The sequence below is a fragment of the Brevibacillus fluminis genome (assembly GCF_052072235.1).
GTDB lineage: Bacteria > Bacillota > Bacilli > Brevibacillales > Brevibacillaceae > Brevibacillus_D > Brevibacillus_D fluminis_A.
The window spans coordinates 4895712-4909871 of record NZ_CM125436.1 but is presented as its reverse complement, the minus strand read 5'-3'; the positions used below and the strand labels follow the sequence as shown (position 1 = coordinate 4909871).

Below are 14160 nucleotides of genomic sequence, written 5' to 3'. Positions count from 1 at the left end.
CCTGAAGATAATGTGCCCGGACGCCCAGCGTTGTTTTCGAGGGAAAAACATGTGTACATTCTAAAAATGTGTTAAGATGGTATCGATGTTCTCGCAAAAGGAGGAAGCTGGGTTGATTCGCACACAAGCCGGTATCTATGAACTAATCGAAGAAAACCGAAACGGTTGGAATCCGGAAGCCTTTAAGGAACGGTACAGCGATGTGTTGGACAAGTACGATTTTATTGTGGGCGACTGGGGCTATGGCCAGCTTCGGATGCGCGGCTTTTATGAGAACACAAACCGGAAAGTCCCCTTTGAACAAAAGATCGCCACGCTGGATGAATACTTGCAAGAATTTTGTAATTTTGGCTGTCCTTATTTCGTGCTGCGACGCACCAAAGCGATTTCGCGTGGGGAAGGTGCAGAGCAGCTGACGCAAGCCGAATTGGAAGCGCTTGATATTAGCGAAATCGTTGTGCAGCGTACCGAAACGCCACCGCGTTTTTCGCGCGGCCAGCAAGAGGGGAAACAGGAGCAGAAGCAGCGTCCATTCCGCCAAAAAGAACAGCGTTTCAATGAGCGGTCCAATCGTGACCAGAAGCGACCATTTCCACCGCGTCAACACCGGGAAAAAGTGACCCAGGGTGAGAAGCGGGGTTCCGACCATAAACCGACCAATCCGTGATTCAACGCGAAAAAGCCTCTTTCCGGTTCGTTCCGAGAAAGAGGCTTTTTTGTCAAAAATAATGGCTGCTGATCGCATTTTGCTCCGCAGCCCCGATCGGCCGATAGCCATAATACGGATATGGGTATGGTGGATAGGGGGCATACGGATAATACGGATAGTAGCTTGGTGGATAGTACGGATAATATGGGTAATACGGATAGTAATGATGGTGATGCCTGAACCTTGATGATTCGTGATGATCGTGCCATCTTACGGGTTCAGGCGCGAATGGAGCAGCAGTCTGCATGTCAGCAGGCGATTGTGATTCAAAATTATGTTTCTCTTGCATGGGTACTCATCGACGCTCCTTCTACAAAGCTGATTTCTCGATGTAGTATACGGAGCATCAGCCCAGCAAGCGAGTTGTCCCGCTGAAAATGGGCGCAAAAAAAATGGAACTAAATCACGGTCGCGAGGAAAGCATGCAGGTCTTCCGCTTCCTCATCGTTCAGATTGAAGGCGTGGGCGAGATAGCCTTCCTCGTCCAGATCGTCGTGGCCGATAATGGCGCTGCGGCCATTTTGGATGTTGATGACAACCTTTTTGCCGTAAAAGCGGCTGGTCGTCAGGATGATCAGGTCAAAGCGGACCGTTTCGCCGGTGAAGCTCACGAACCGGGTGTTGACATTTTCCGTTTCATCGTACAGGTAAAAACGTTCATGACTCATGCAAGGCACCTACTTCCACGTCAAATTAGGTTTATTTTCAAGATTATGCAAGGCGCGAATGAAACGCACGGTTTTGGTCTTGGCTCGCATGACCAGCGAGTGGGTCTCGACCGTATCGTCACCCAGATAGCGGACGCCTTGCAAAAGCTCGCCGTCCGATACGCCGGTCGCGGCAAAAATCGCATCATCGCCGCGGACAAGGTCGTCCAGGGTGAAAACCTGGTCAGGATCGGCAATGCCCATGCGGACGCAGCGCTCCCGTTCTGCTTCATTTTGCGGTTTGAGCTGGGCAAGCATTTCGCCACCGAGACACTTGATCGCTGCGGCGCTGATCACGCCCTCCGGCGCACCGCCGATGCCGATGAACAGATCGATCCCCGTGCTTGGCAAACAGGCTGCGATCGCCGCGCCCACATCGCCGTCGCCGAACAGCTTGACCCGTGCGCCCTTTTCACGCACGGCATCGATGATATGCTGGTGCCGCTCGCGCTCCTGAATGATCACCGTAACATCCTGAATGCGCTTGTTGTTGGCCTTGGCCACCTTGTCGATCAGCGTTTCGATGGAATCGTCGAGCGAGACGGTCCCTTTTGCACGCGGGCCGACGACCAGCTTCATCATGTACATGTCTGGCGCGTGCAGCAATGTTCCCCGATCGCCGAGCGCGACGACTGACATGGCATTTCCGTGCCCTTTGGCGACAATGGTCGTGCCTTCAAGCGGGTCAACCGCTACATCCACTTCAGGAGACTCGATCGCCTGATTGCCCACCGGTTCTCCAATATAGAGCATCGGCGCCTCGTCCAGCTCACCTTCGCCGATGACGACAGTCCCGCGCATCGCGATCGTATCGAACATCGCGCGCATCGCGCTGGTTGCCGCACCGTCCGCCTCGTTTTTTTTGCCGCGGCCAAGCCACTCCGCCGAAGCGAGCGCCGCCATTTCTGTTACTCTGACTACTTCTAGCGCCAGTTCCCTGTCCATGTCGTCCTCCTTTTGCCGGTTAATCTATCGTTGTTCAAGGTTCGTACACATTTTAACACATGACAGCTTAATCGCCAGTATATATCGTGACAGAAACGATAATTCTGGTATACTGGGTGAAGAAAAGGGGGAAAAGCCATGACGGGTGGCAATTCTTATTTGCAAGAAGGCGAGTTGGTGTTACTCGCATTGATCCTTACGTTCGTGGGCACGCTATGGTACGCCAAACGCGCGTCCAAGAAGAAAAAACAATAGGCGGGGATTCATCTTGTACGACGTTAATACGACAAAAATCGAACAAGTTTTAACCCATATGAAAAAAATGTTGGAAATTTTGCATGAACTCGTGGCGGAAGGCGAGCAAAGCATCGCGAACAGCCGGGTTTCGACCGTGGCGATGGAGCGTGCTTTGCACCTGTCCATCGAAGCGATCGCTGATGTAGGCAATGCGCTGATCGACGGCTTCATCATGCGCGATCCAGGCAGCTACACCGATATCGTTGAAATTTTGCGAGATGAGCGCGTCATCGACGATCAAGATGCGAAGACCTTGACGGAGACGGTTTTGTTTCGCAAGCATCTCGTGAATGAATATACGCAAGTTCCGGTTTCGCAAATGGTCCGCCTTGTGGAGGAGTCATTGCCAGCATTAGAGGCATTCGCCCCCAAGGTACAGGCTTATTTGAAGCAGGAGCTGTTTTAGTCTGGTCAAAAATGAAAAGCGCGTACCGTGCGCAGACAATAGAGTGCTATCTTTTCGTACCAAAACAGGTGAAGGGATTTGCGGAAAAAAGAAGGACGGCGCCTTGACGATGCCTTCGCACACATCACAACCGAGAAAAGACACCCGTCGCGCAGGGCAAGGCTTTGAGGACGTCCCCTTTGTGGGTAACGTCATAACGTCGTGGAGCTTTTTTCCGGAAATCCTTGAACCACTGTTAGGACCATCAAACCAAACGGCAACTGGCCCGTCTAAGGCCATTTTTTATACTAAAATGTTTACTAAAGAGAGAAATTCGGATACAATGGTAAGAAAGAGGGGCGGTGAATAACGATGACGAGCGACAACAATTCGACCCGTGACCAAATCCTGAACATGTTGAAAACGAAGGGACCACTGCCTGTAAGCGACATGGCGGTTGCATTGGGCATTACGGAAATGGCGGTACGACGCCATCTTAATACATTGGAACGCGACAACCTGATCAAGTCATCCCTCGTCCGCCAAGCGATGGGCAGACCGACGAACGTATACTCCTTGTCCCAGGAAGCGGATGAGCTGTTTCCGCGCAACTACTCCACGCTGACGCTTGATTTCCTGCAAGATTTGCGGGAAATGGACGGCTTGGGCAAAGTGGAAAGCTTGTTCAAACGCCGGGAAGACAGGCTTGAAGAAGCCTACCGGACGCAGATGTCCACGAGTGACAAGCTGCGGGATCGCGTGGAAACATTGGCTGAATTGCAAAACCAAAAGGGTTATATGGTCGAATGGGAGCAAGACCCGACGACTGGCAACTTTTTCATCAAAGAGTTCAATTGCCCGATCGCGCAGGTGGCTCGCGAATTCACGCAGGCGTGCAACTGCGAGCTGTCGCTGTTCCGCCGCGTGCTGAAAGCGGAAGTGGATCAAACCTCTTGCATGGCAAAAGGCGGAGACCACTGCGTTTTCCGCATTCACGCAGCAGCCGAACAATAACGTATGAACAATCCACTCGATCGGGTGGATTTTTTCTATATCTCCCCAGTGGAAACAGGAGGGCATCGATGAAACGGTACAAAGGGTTTTTGCTTGATTTGGACGGGACCATCTATCGGGGGAATGAGCCGATCCCGGAGGCCGTGGTCTTTATGGAACAGCTCAGGAAGCGGAATATTCCGTACCTTTTTCTCACAAACAATTCGTCCACCTCGCCAGAACATGTAGCCCGCCGACTCGAAGGGATGGGCATTCCTGCAAAGGGCGAGGAGGTGTATACGACCAGCATGGCGGCAGCGACGTACTTGCGCGACCAGCTGCCGCAGGGAGCCGCCATTTATGCGATCGGTGAGCAAGGCTTGGTGCAAGAGCTGGAGCAGGCAGGCTATCAGTTGACAGCAGCGCAGCCGGATGCCGTCGTGGTAGGAATTGATCGCAGCTTCACCTATGAAAAATTGGCGATCGCCGCCAAAGCGATTCGCCAGGGTGCACGATTTCTTGCCACCAACAACGATGCCGCATTGCCAACCGAACACGGGCTTGCGCCAGGCAACGGCTCCATCGTTGCAGCGGTTGCGGTCGCGTCCGGGACAGAGCCTGTCGTCGTCGGCAAGCCGGAGCCGCTGATCGTTGATTACGCCTTGCGCAAGCTCGGGCTGGACAAAAATGACATACTGCTGATCGGCGACAATCTGCATACCGACATTCTGGCGGGACGCAACAGCGGCGTCGACAGCCTGCTCGTCTACACCGGCTACTCCACGGCAGCGGATATTGAACGCTTTTGCATTCACCCTACCTATGAGGCCGACAGCCTTACGCAGTGGTGGGAGGCGTATTCTCCGTTTCTTGATTGACGCGATGGGCGATGCGGCTTGAGGCCGCCGCCGCAATCGCCCCGACCAAATCATCGAGGCACGTATGGACACCGTACTTTTTGTCGTTCAATTTTTCCAAAATGCCGTATTTGATCTTGTCTACATAGCCGTAATTGGTAAACCCGATGCTTCCATACAGGTTGACGACGGCGAGCGACAAGACCTCGTCGACCCCGTACAACGGTTCATCCGCGTCGAGCATTTCTTGCAGCGGGGAGAGCAGTTGCCCTTTTTCTGCCAGCATATCCAGCTGGATACCGGTCAGCAGCGCGTTTTGCACCTCGCGTTTTTTGAGCACGGCATGAACGCTTTCCATGCACATCTCCATCTGCAGGTTGGGCACGTACTGTTTCTGCAAAAAAAACACAATATCGGCGATATCCTCAATCCGCACTCCCCGTTCTTGCAAAAGGGAGAGGGCTTTTTCATAAACCTGTTTACTGCTCACTTGACTGAATTTCATCCGAATGCCTCGCTTTTTCCAAAAGGTACTGATAGGTTGCCCCAATCGTCCGGTTCTATCCGCGAAAAATAGGCACCTATCCCGGCTGGCAGTCATATTGTGCTATAGGCAAGTTTGCAGGAGGGATCGAATATGGAGGAGATCGCAGCGAAGCTGCAGGAAAAATACGGCCTGCGCGTCTTCGGTGGCCAGGAAGTGGGCAGCAGGTATGAGTTGGATACAGACAGCGGCACATACTATCTGTTTTCCTGCCCGGCTGCCTATCGCAGCAAGGCCAAATTCGTCGGAAGCGTGGAGCAGCATCTCGCCAAGGCGAGCGCAATTCATTTGCTGCCATCGGCGACAACCTATCAGAATGAAGGATATTTTCTGCATGATGATAAATTGTATTATGTGAAGCAAGGCGTTCGTTCCGGCTCGCTGGCGAATGAGGCGTATGTGATCGGAGAGTCGCTCGCCCGCTTTCATCAGGCGACAGCCAGCTTTACGGGCGAAAAGTCGTTTCGCACATTCAGCTCGTTGGGCAATTGGCCGGAACTGTGGCGGCAAAAGCTCAAACAATTCGATGAGCACCGCGACCAGCTGGATGATCAGGAGGAAGTAACACCGTTCGATGAATATTTGCTGACCACCTACACCTATGTCAGTCAGCTTGGCGATGCAGCCGTCCAGTATTTGGAGGATACCGGTTACACGAAGAAAGCCAAGACACCCGGCAAATACGGTAAGGTCGCTTTTCAAAATTTTGATGAAAGCTTCGTCTTCTTCGCAGAATCAGGCGAGCAGCTGGTCGCCGGCGAGTGGAGCTGGATTCTCGATATGCGCAGCCGCGATATTGCCCAGTGGATCAAGAGCGATATACGCCGCAACGGATGGGATGAGCAAAAAGTTCTCGCATTTCTCGCCGGTTATACCGATGTCGAGCCGCTTGCCGAAGAGGAATTCGCTTGGGTGTATGCGCTGCTGATGTACCCGGGCCGCTTTCTCAAGCAGGTCGAGATGGTCAGGCAGTCGGCGGAAGAGGAGGAAGAAGAGTTGGAGGACATGGGAGATTGGGAGGCCAAGCTTGACGGCGAGCTGTTGGCGATGGAACCGGTGCTGCAGCATTTTCCGCGCCTGGTCAGCAACCGCTATGGCGCTGCGATTCCAGCGCTTGAGTGGTCGCTGTGGAACAACTCCTGATCCATCAAGAAAGGAGACGGTTGCAGGCATATGGCTTTTTTTGCGATCATCATGGGCGTGCTGCTTGCACTGGCGGCGATCGTTATGCTTGGGGTCAGCGTGTATGTAGGCCACAAGCTGACGAGACCGCCGCGTAAACCGGTGGACATGCAGCCCAAAGACTATGGATTGGAACGTTTTGAAAATGTGCTGTTCAAAAGCCGGGATCATGAAACACTGTTGTCCGGCTGGTATTTTTCAGCAGAGGAAAACGGATGGAAAGCGAACGGGATGTCGCTGGTTATGGCGCATGGCTACAGCCAAAACCGGCAGGAACCCCATCTGCCCGCGCTCGCGCTGGCTTCCCGGCTCGTCGCTGCAGGCTTTCATGTGCTGATGTTTGACTTCCGCAATGCAGGCAAATCCGGTGGGAACATTACGACGGTCGGTTATCATGAGAAGCTTGATTTGCTGGGGGCGGTCGATTTTGCAGCGGGACGGTCAGCGGATGGCCCGATCGGGTTGATCGGCTTTTCGATGGGAGCAGCTACCGCTTTGCTTGCAGCGGCTGAGGATGAGCGGATTCGTGCGATCGTCGCCGACTCGCCCTTTTATTCGCTGCGTGAGTATTTGATGGAAAACATGCCGCGATGGACCAACCTGCCGCACATCCCCTTCACGTGGCTGATTTTGCGCATCATTCCGCTTATGCTCAAAGTGGACATCAACCGGATCAACCCGTGGCAGGCGATCGAGCGGATCATGCCGCGGCCCATTTTGTTTATCCACGGAACGGCTGACGAAACGATTCCGCATGAGAACAGCCAGCGGCTGCTTGCAAAAGCGGACGACGCGCGCGCGCAGCTTTGGCTCGTTCCGAAAGCCGGCCATGTGAAGAGCTTTGCGACTGAGCCGGAGCAATATGGCAATCGCATCATTTCGTTTTTTCTGGAGCAAACAACAAAAACCCCTGCCAACGCGTGAGCATTGACAGGGGCGAGCACTTGCCACAATTAGAATACTTGCTGTACTTCCTTCACGCCTGGAATTTCTTCCAGGAGCGCGCGTTCGATACCCGCTTTGAGGGTAATGGTGGAAGATGGGCAGCTGCCGCACGCACCCATCAGGCGCAGCTTCACAATGCCTTCCTCTACGTCAACCAATTGAACGTCACCGCCATCGCGCTGCAGGTACGGACGAAGTTTATCCAACACTTCTTGCACTTGATCGAACATTTCCATTTCTTTTCACTCCTTCTTTACGGCAACGATACCTATACCATATGCCATGGTACCTTTATTATAATCCCCTTGCAACGAGAAATCCATGAGTTTTTATCCTTAAGTGTATTAAAAGTGTGGTAATAGTGTTCGGATTTTGCCCATTCACAATGTGTTTTGTCCTTTTGGGGTGGATTCATTGTAAATTGCTCATGTTATAATAGAGGAGAACCAAACGAAATGAGGGATTTTTGATGAAGGTGTATCACAGCGTCAAAGAATTGATCGGGAATACCCCGATTGTGGAGCTGACGCAATTTGCGCTGCCAACCGGAGTTCGACTTTTTGCCAAGCTGGAATACTTCAATCCTGGCGGAAGCGTGAAGGATCGTTTGGGCGTGGAATTGATTCGCGCAGCAGAGGAGAACGGACAGCTCAAACCGGGCGGAACGATTATTGAACCTACAGCAGGAAATACAGGAATCGGCGTTGCGCTTGCCGCCGTCGGAACAGGCTATCGTGTCATTTTTTGCGTGCCAGAGAAGTTTTCCCTGGAAAAACAGGAATTGATGCGCGCTTTGGGAGCAGAAGTGGTGAATACACCGACAGAGCAGGGGATCAAAGGGGCGATTGCCAAAGCAAAAGAGCTGGCTGACTCCATTCCAGGCTCGTTTGTGCCGCAGCAATTCGCCAATCCGGCGAACCCTGATGCCCATTATAAAACAACAGGACCGGAAATTTGGGAGCAGATGGATGGAAACGTGGACGTGTATGTAGCGGGCGCCGGATCGGGCGGAACGTTCATGGGAGTTGCGCGTTACCTGAAAGAGCAAAAGCCATCCGTAAAGACAGTCATCGTCGAGCCGGAAGGTTCCATTTTGAACGGCGGCCAACCGGGCCCGCATAAAGTAGAGGGAATCGGCATGGAATTTCTCCCGCCGTTTATGGATACAGCGTATTTTGACGCGATTCACACCATCTACGACGAAGAGTCGTTCCGCTGGGTGAAAGAGCTGGCAGCGAAGGAAGGACTCTTGGTCGGCAGCTCTGCCGGTGCAGCGATGGGCGCGGCCATGCGCGAGGCGGAAGCAGCGGCACCGGGCACCAACATCGTCGTGTTGTTCGCCGATGGAAGCGAGCGTTATTTGAGCAAAAAAATTTACCAGGGAGGAATCTAAGCATGCGATTGAAAACACGTTTGATCCATGGCGGCATTGACGGCGATCCGAATACAGGAGCGGTTTCCGTACCGATTTATCAGGTAAGTACATACAAACAGGAGGCAATCGGCAAGCACAAAGGCTTCGAGTATTCCCGCACAGGCAACCCGACGCGCCATGCGCTTGAAACATACATTGCGGAGCTGGAGGGCGGCGCACGCGGCCTTGCGTTTGGGTCCGGTATGGCTGCTCTCTCCACGATCCTTTCCTTGTTCAACAAAGGAGATCATCTGATTGTGGGTGACGACGTGTACGGCGGTACGTATCGCGTCGTCACACGCGTATTCACCCGCCTCGGTTTGGAAGCTTCCTTCGTGGACACGGGCGATCTCGCAGCGATTGAAAAAGCCGTTCAACCGAATACGCGCGCGATCATCATGGAAACACCGACGAACCCACTGCTGAAAGTGAGCGACATCGCCGCACTCGCAGACATTGCGAAAAGCAAAAATGTGCTGCTGATCGTAGACAACACGTTCATGACGCCCTATTGGCAAAATCCGCTCGATTTGGGCGCGGATATCGTGTTCCACAGCGCAACCAAATATTTGGGCGGCCATAGTGACGTTGTCGCGGGTCTGGTCGTGACGAAAGATGCGGAGCTTGGCGAAGAGCTGCACTATCTGCAAAATGCGATCGGCGGCATTCTCGGCCCGCAAGATTCCTGGCTGCTGCTGCGCGGAATGAAAACGTTGGGCGTACGGATGGAAGAGCACGAAACCAACACGCGCGCACTGGCAGAGTGGCTCAGCAAACGCAGCGACATCAAGAAAGTCAATTATCCAGGGCTGTCCAGCCATCCGCAGCATGAGCTGATGAAAAAGCAAGCGCGCGGGTTCGGCGGCATGATCTCCTTCGATGTCGGAAGTGCAGAGCGCGCGGATGAAGTGTTGTCCAAAGTGAAATGGTTCACGCTGGCTGAATCGTTGGGCGCGGTAGAAAGCTTGATCAGCGTGCCTGCTCGCATGACGCACGCATCGATTCCGGCTGAGCGTCGGGCTGAATTGGGCATTACGGACGGCTTGGTTCGCATCTCCGTAGGAATCGAAGATGTGGAAGACCTGATCGAGGATCTGGAGCAGGCTCTCTCATAAGGAAGTCGATACGGGGAGGAGAGAAGACATGGGAGTAGCGATAAAAGTTTACGGTACAGAACAACTGTGCGCAAGCTGCGTCAATCTGCCGTCTGCGAAAGAAACGGCAGCATGGCTCCAAGCGGCGGTTGCACGGAAGTTCGGTGAAGGAACGACCGAGATCAGTTACAGCGATTTTCAACATCCGGAGACAGAAGATGACAAAATGTGGGCTGAACGTATCGTAACGGAAGATTTATGGTATCCGCTTGTCATTATTTCCGGGGAAATTGTCGGAGAAGGTAATCCGAAGCTGAAAGACATTTACGCAAAACTTGAAAGCATGGGCTTGTCGCCTCTCCAGGATGGCGAAAAATAAAAGCGTCTACTCCTGCCTGTCTCCGCATACATTGTACGGATGAACAGGCAGGGGGGCGTTTTTTTCGTGGAACAGCAAATTGCACGCTATTTTGAATTGAAGCAGCTGCTGAAACAGGCGGAGGAAGAAGTCGACCGGTTAAAGGCTGAGCTGTTGGCTGCTTATGAAGCGCCGGGCACGTATGTGAGCGATGAGTACAAGCTGGTCATTTCCGTACAGGAGCGGCGTGATTACGATGACAACCGGCTGTTTCATGCGCTACCGGACAAAGATGTATGGCGGCTGCTCTCGAAAGCGGACACGACCAAAATAGCAGGGTTGGTTAAATTATCCATCCTCAACGAGCAGATTCTGAACGGAACGTACGAAGTGCGTCATATTCCACAAATCCGCATTTCAAAAAAATAAGAGTGGGACAAGAAGGTATTGTCGGCAATCGGCATACCTTTTTTGTTTTCAAACAAAAATTCACTCCTGCTAGAAAACAAAGGGCTTCATCGGCACAAGCAAGCAGGAAAGTGACAAAATCTGTCGAAAAGGGTAGGTTATCTTTTTGATCGTATAAGTATTTATAAGTGCTCGCACTTATAAATACTGGAGCGGAAGACGGAGTACCTCAGCGTTACTTCCAGCATAAGCATCGGTAAAAACTTCCTTTGACCGAAGAACCTGCTTCTTGAAAGGACTTCTGAAAGAAGTTTTTCTTAAATCCCAAGCCTTCGGGGAGGTAGGACATGAGTGATTCGACGATAGGGCCAGAGCTGGGTCAAACAGCAGACCAATCGCCCGAAGAATTTTATCAATTGATAAAATATGTTCAAGGCCTACTGTACAAAGCAAAGCGTCGCGAGGACGGTCATTTTGTCATCACGGTCATTGAAGGACAGCTACTGGAGCATCTCACGGCATATTTTCCGCACATGATCGGAAAAACCTTGTACGAGTTGTTTCCCAAAAAGGCTGCTGAACTGGAGAAGCTGTTTTTGGAGGCGGCATCCGGGAAATCTGTTCAATTTGAATGGACGCTCGGCAACAGGGTATTTTGCAACACGCTGTCGGCGATTCATGGAAATCGTCAGGAAACGGAAGTCATCGGTTCCGTCATTGACATTTCCGAACTGAAGCAGATGCAAAACGAACGTATAAATCTGATTGAAGATTTTAAAAAGACGTTGCAAATATTGCCGAATGCGGTGTTTAAGTGCTACCGGTCCGCGGAGGGCAAATTTTATTTAACACTGAACGAGGGTGCGCTGGCGGTAGAGTCGAACCTGACGACTGAGCAGGTGATCGGCAAAAGCATCGATGAATTGTTCGATCCGGTGAACGCAGCCATTATCAATCGATCCTATGAACGCGCGTTTACGGGGGAGACGGTCGAATTTTTAACAGAGAAGAACGGGCGTTACTTCCATAACTACGTCATGCCGGTATTCGAGGAAGAAGCGGACGGGACACAACGTTTCGCCGTGAAGGAACTGGTCGGATTCCATTCGGAGGTGACGGAGAAAAAGCGCACCGAGGAAAAACTTCAGGAGATCGTTCGCGCGGTATCTTCCCATACGGGGGAAGCCTATTTCCGGACGTTGGTCGAACAACTGGCCCATATTATGAAAGTGGAAAGCGTCATTTTGGGGAGGACAAGCGCGGGACAGCCTGATGTGATCCAAACGGTTGAAGTGTATTCAAGCGGAGATTTCCGCGAGAATTTTTCGTACAAGCTGTCTGATTTGCTCGATGATGACCGGATGATTGCAAACGGGATCATCGAGGGGAACGACCTTTCGCGGCATATGTTCGCGGGAACGCCGCTTGCAGACAGGGAGCCGGGCTGGCACATGGCATTTCCGCTGCTGCAAACAGACCAACACCTCGCAGGCATGCTGCTGATCGTCAACGCACATCAGCCTGATCCCCTCACCATGCAGATCATCCGAAGCATCGGCAAGGTGTTCGTCAGCCGGACGATAGCGGAGCTGGAGCGCAAGCAGGCCGAGGAAGAGCTGGTTGTCACCAATACGCTGCTGAAAGCCACGCAGGAGTCGCTGCTTGACGGAATCCTCATCGTTGACAGCCACCGAAAAATCATCGGGCACAACAGACGATTCGCAGAGATGTGGCAGCTGCCGGACGAACTTTTGAGCGGCCGGGAAGAGCCCGAGGCACTGCGGTTCGTGCTGGACATTGTCGAGCATGGCGAACTGTTTTACCAGTGGGTGGAACGCGTGTATGCGGACCCTGACAGGGTGGCACGGGAAGAGGTGCTGCTGAAAAACGGGCGCGTGATCGATATGTACACCCAGCCAGCAGTGGCAAAAGACGGCATCCCGTTTTCACGGATCTGGTATTTCCGCGATATTACCGAGCAAAAGCGCAATGAGGAGCAGATCAAGCACCAGGCTTATTTCGACGTGTTGACCGGCTTGCCCAACCGCATGCTTTTCCACGATCGTCTCAGCCAGGCGATTTCGCAAGCGAACCGCAATGGGGAAAAACTGGCCGTCTTGTTTTTGAATTTGGATCGATTCAAGATCATCAACGAAACGCTGAGCCATTTTATCGGGGATGCTTTGTTGAAGGAAGTGTCGCAGCGGCTGGCTGCCTGTTTGCATGCGGGGGATACGCTCAGCAGGCTGGGGAGCGACGAATTCAAAATCATTTTGCCGGAAATCAGCCAGGGCGAGGATGCTGCCAAGGTGGCGCAGCAAATTCTTGACGTTCTCTCGCAGCCGTTCGTTCTCGAAGGACACGACTTGCACATCACGGCGAGCATCGGGATCACCCTGTTTCCCGATGATGGAACCGATAACAAAGAGTTGGTGTTCAATGCCAATGCGGCGATGAGCCGGGCCAAGGCCAACGGCGGCAACCAGTACAGCCTGTATTCCCCCGCGCTGATTTCGACCGCATTGGAAAAACTTTCGCTCGAAAGCGAGCTGCGCAAAGCGGTGGAGCGGGGGGAACTGGTGCTGCATTACCAGCCGAGAATCAACCTCGCCACCAACAAAATCATCGGGATGGAAGCGCTGGTGCGCTGGCAGCATCCGCAAAAAGGGAGGATCTCCCCGGCCGCGTTTATCCCGCTCGCCGAGGAAACCGATTTGATCGTCCATATCGACCGCTATGTGCTCAGAAGCGCGTGCAAACAGGCAAAAGCATGGCAGGATGCCGGCTTTCCTCCGCTGCGCGTAGCGGTGAACATTTCCGCGCGGCATTTTCAGCGGAGCAATCTGATTGAAACGGTTGCGTCGATCTTGGCGGAAACCGGGCTCAGCGGACAGTATTTGGAACTGGAAATTACGGAGGGCACGACGATGTCGGATGCCGAAACCGCCATTTCGCTGATCCGCCAATTGAAAACGTTGGGCATACATATCGCGATCGACGATTTTGGCACAGGCTATTCATCCTTAAGTTATTTGAAAAAATTCCCGATCGATACGCTAAAGATTGACCAGTCGTTCATTCGCGACATTTCGGTCGATTTGAATCATGCATCGATCGTATCCTATATCATTTCGCTCGGCCACAGCTTGCATCTGAACGTCATTGCGGAAGGGGTAGAAACGGAAGAGCAGCGCGCCTTTTTGCAGGCGGGCCACTGCAATGAAATGCAAGGCTATCTGTTCAGTCCGCCTGTTCCACCGGAGGAATTCGAGTGTCTGCTCATGAAAGATAATCAGGCATAAAAAGAAGACCAGTCAAACGC

17 protein-coding genes are annotated in these 14160 nt (G+C 52.6%); 12 read left to right on the top strand and 5 right to left on the bottom strand.

The features are described from left to right. Positions 1–112: 112 nt before the first annotated feature. Positions 113–667: a YutD family protein gene (locus tag ACTID9_RS24130; protein ID WP_441067471.1), complete on the top strand. Its 555-nt coding sequence runs from the start codon at positions 113–115 to the stop codon at positions 665–667. A 52-nt stretch (positions 668–719) separates the two neighbouring features. On the opposite strand, the gene ACTID9_RS24125 is transcribed toward ACTID9_RS24130, so the two are convergent. The 3 genes from ACTID9_RS24125 to glpX form a co-directional block, all read right to left on the bottom strand. Continuing rightward, the gene (locus tag ACTID9_RS24125) at positions 720–998 is read right to left on the bottom strand and encodes a hypothetical protein (RefSeq protein ID WP_441067469.1); all 279 of its coding nucleotides are present in this window, start codon (positions 996–998) and stop codon (positions 720–722) included. Positions 999–1107: 109 nt separating this feature from the next. Beyond that, entirely contained in the window at positions 1108–1377 is a 270-nt protein-coding gene (locus ACTID9_RS24120) for a DUF3055 domain-containing protein (RefSeq protein WP_441067467.1), read from the bottom strand. A gap of 9 nt (positions 1378–1386) precedes the next feature. After that, positions 1387–2361, bottom strand: coding sequence for a class II fructose-bisphosphatase (gene glpX, locus ACTID9_RS24115; protein WP_441067465.1), 975 nt, complete (start codon positions 2359–2361; stop codon positions 1387–1389). Positions 2362–2499: 138 nt separating this feature from the next. On the opposite strand from glpX, the gene ACTID9_RS24110 reads away from it, so the two are divergent. From ACTID9_RS24110 to ACTID9_RS24095, 4 genes are all read left to right on the top strand, one after another. Then, positions 2500–2616 (top strand): amino acid ABC transporter permease, encoded by a 117-nt coding sequence (locus ACTID9_RS24110; RefSeq protein ID WP_122919420.1) that lies wholly within the window; start codon positions 2500–2502, stop codon positions 2614–2616. Positions 2617–2629: 13 nt separating this feature from the next. After that, positions 2630–3064 carry a DUF86 domain-containing protein gene (locus ACTID9_RS24105; protein WP_122919421.1) on the top strand — a complete coding sequence of 145 codons (435 nt, stop codon included), beginning with the start codon at positions 2630–2632 and terminating at the stop codon, positions 3062–3064. A gap of 351 nt (positions 3065–3415) precedes the next feature. Next, complete coding sequence (locus ACTID9_RS24100; RefSeq protein ID WP_441067462.1) at positions 3416–4057, top strand: helix-turn-helix transcriptional regulator; 642 nt, start codon at positions 3416–3418, stop codon at positions 4055–4057. A 68-nt stretch (positions 4058–4125) separates the two neighbouring features. Next, entirely contained in the window at positions 4126–4914 is a 789-nt protein-coding gene (locus ACTID9_RS24095; RefSeq protein ID WP_441067460.1) for a TIGR01457 family HAD-type hydrolase, read from the top strand. Here the strand turns inward: ACTID9_RS24095 and ACTID9_RS24090 are convergent. Next, positions 4874–5398 carry a phosphatidylglycerophosphatase A family protein gene (locus tag ACTID9_RS24090; RefSeq protein ID WP_441067458.1) on the bottom strand — a complete coding sequence of 175 codons (525 nt, stop codon included), beginning with the start codon at positions 5396–5398 and terminating at the stop codon, positions 4874–4876. The genes ACTID9_RS24095 and ACTID9_RS24090 overlap by 41 nt on opposite strands. Before the next feature lie 132 nt (positions 5399–5530). On the opposite strand from ACTID9_RS24090, the gene ACTID9_RS24085 reads away from it, so the two are divergent. Continuing rightward, positions 5531–6580, top strand: a complete 1050-nt coding sequence (locus ACTID9_RS24085) for a hypothetical protein (RefSeq protein WP_441067456.1) — start codon at positions 5531–5533, stop codon at positions 6578–6580. A gap of 30 nt (positions 6581–6610) precedes the next feature. Beyond that, the gene (locus tag ACTID9_RS24080) at positions 6611–7543 is read left to right on the top strand and encodes an alpha/beta hydrolase (RefSeq protein WP_441067454.1); all 933 of its coding nucleotides are present in this window, start codon (positions 6611–6613) and stop codon (positions 7541–7543) included. A 29-nt stretch (positions 7544–7572) separates the two neighbouring features. Here ACTID9_RS24080 and ACTID9_RS24075 read toward each other — a convergent pair whose 3' ends face one another. After that, complete coding sequence (locus tag ACTID9_RS24075; protein ID WP_122919427.1) at positions 7573–7800, bottom strand: NifU family protein; 228 nt, start codon at positions 7798–7800, stop codon at positions 7573–7575. 233 nt (positions 7801–8033) lie between these two features. On the opposite strand from ACTID9_RS24075, the gene cysK reads away from it, so the two are divergent. The 5 genes from cysK (at position 8034) to ACTID9_RS24050 (ending at position 14140) form a co-directional block, all read left to right on the top strand. After that, a complete protein-coding gene (gene cysK / locus ACTID9_RS24070) occupies positions 8034–8957 on the top strand; it encodes a cysteine synthase A (RefSeq protein ID WP_441067452.1) in 924 nt (307 codons plus the stop codon). Between the two features lie 2 nt (positions 8958–8959). Then, positions 8960–10093 carry a bifunctional cystathionine gamma-lyase/homocysteine desulfhydrase gene (locus ACTID9_RS24065; RefSeq protein WP_441067450.1) on the top strand — a complete coding sequence of 378 codons (1134 nt, stop codon included), beginning with the start codon at positions 8960–8962 and terminating at the stop codon, positions 10091–10093. A gap of 28 nt (positions 10094–10121) precedes the next feature. After that, positions 10122–10451: a YuzD family protein gene (locus ACTID9_RS24060; RefSeq protein WP_441067448.1), complete on the top strand. Its 330-nt coding sequence runs from the start codon at positions 10122–10124 to the stop codon at positions 10449–10451. Positions 10452–10517: 66 nt separating this feature from the next. Then, a complete protein-coding gene (locus ACTID9_RS24055) occupies positions 10518–10859 on the top strand; it encodes a hypothetical protein (RefSeq protein ID WP_441067446.1) in 342 nt (113 codons plus the stop codon). A 326-nt stretch (positions 10860–11185) separates the two neighbouring features. Next, a complete protein-coding gene (locus ACTID9_RS24050; RefSeq protein WP_441067444.1) occupies positions 11186–14140 on the top strand; it encodes an EAL domain-containing protein in 2955 nt (984 codons plus the stop codon). Positions 14141–14160: the final 20 nt, after the last annotated feature.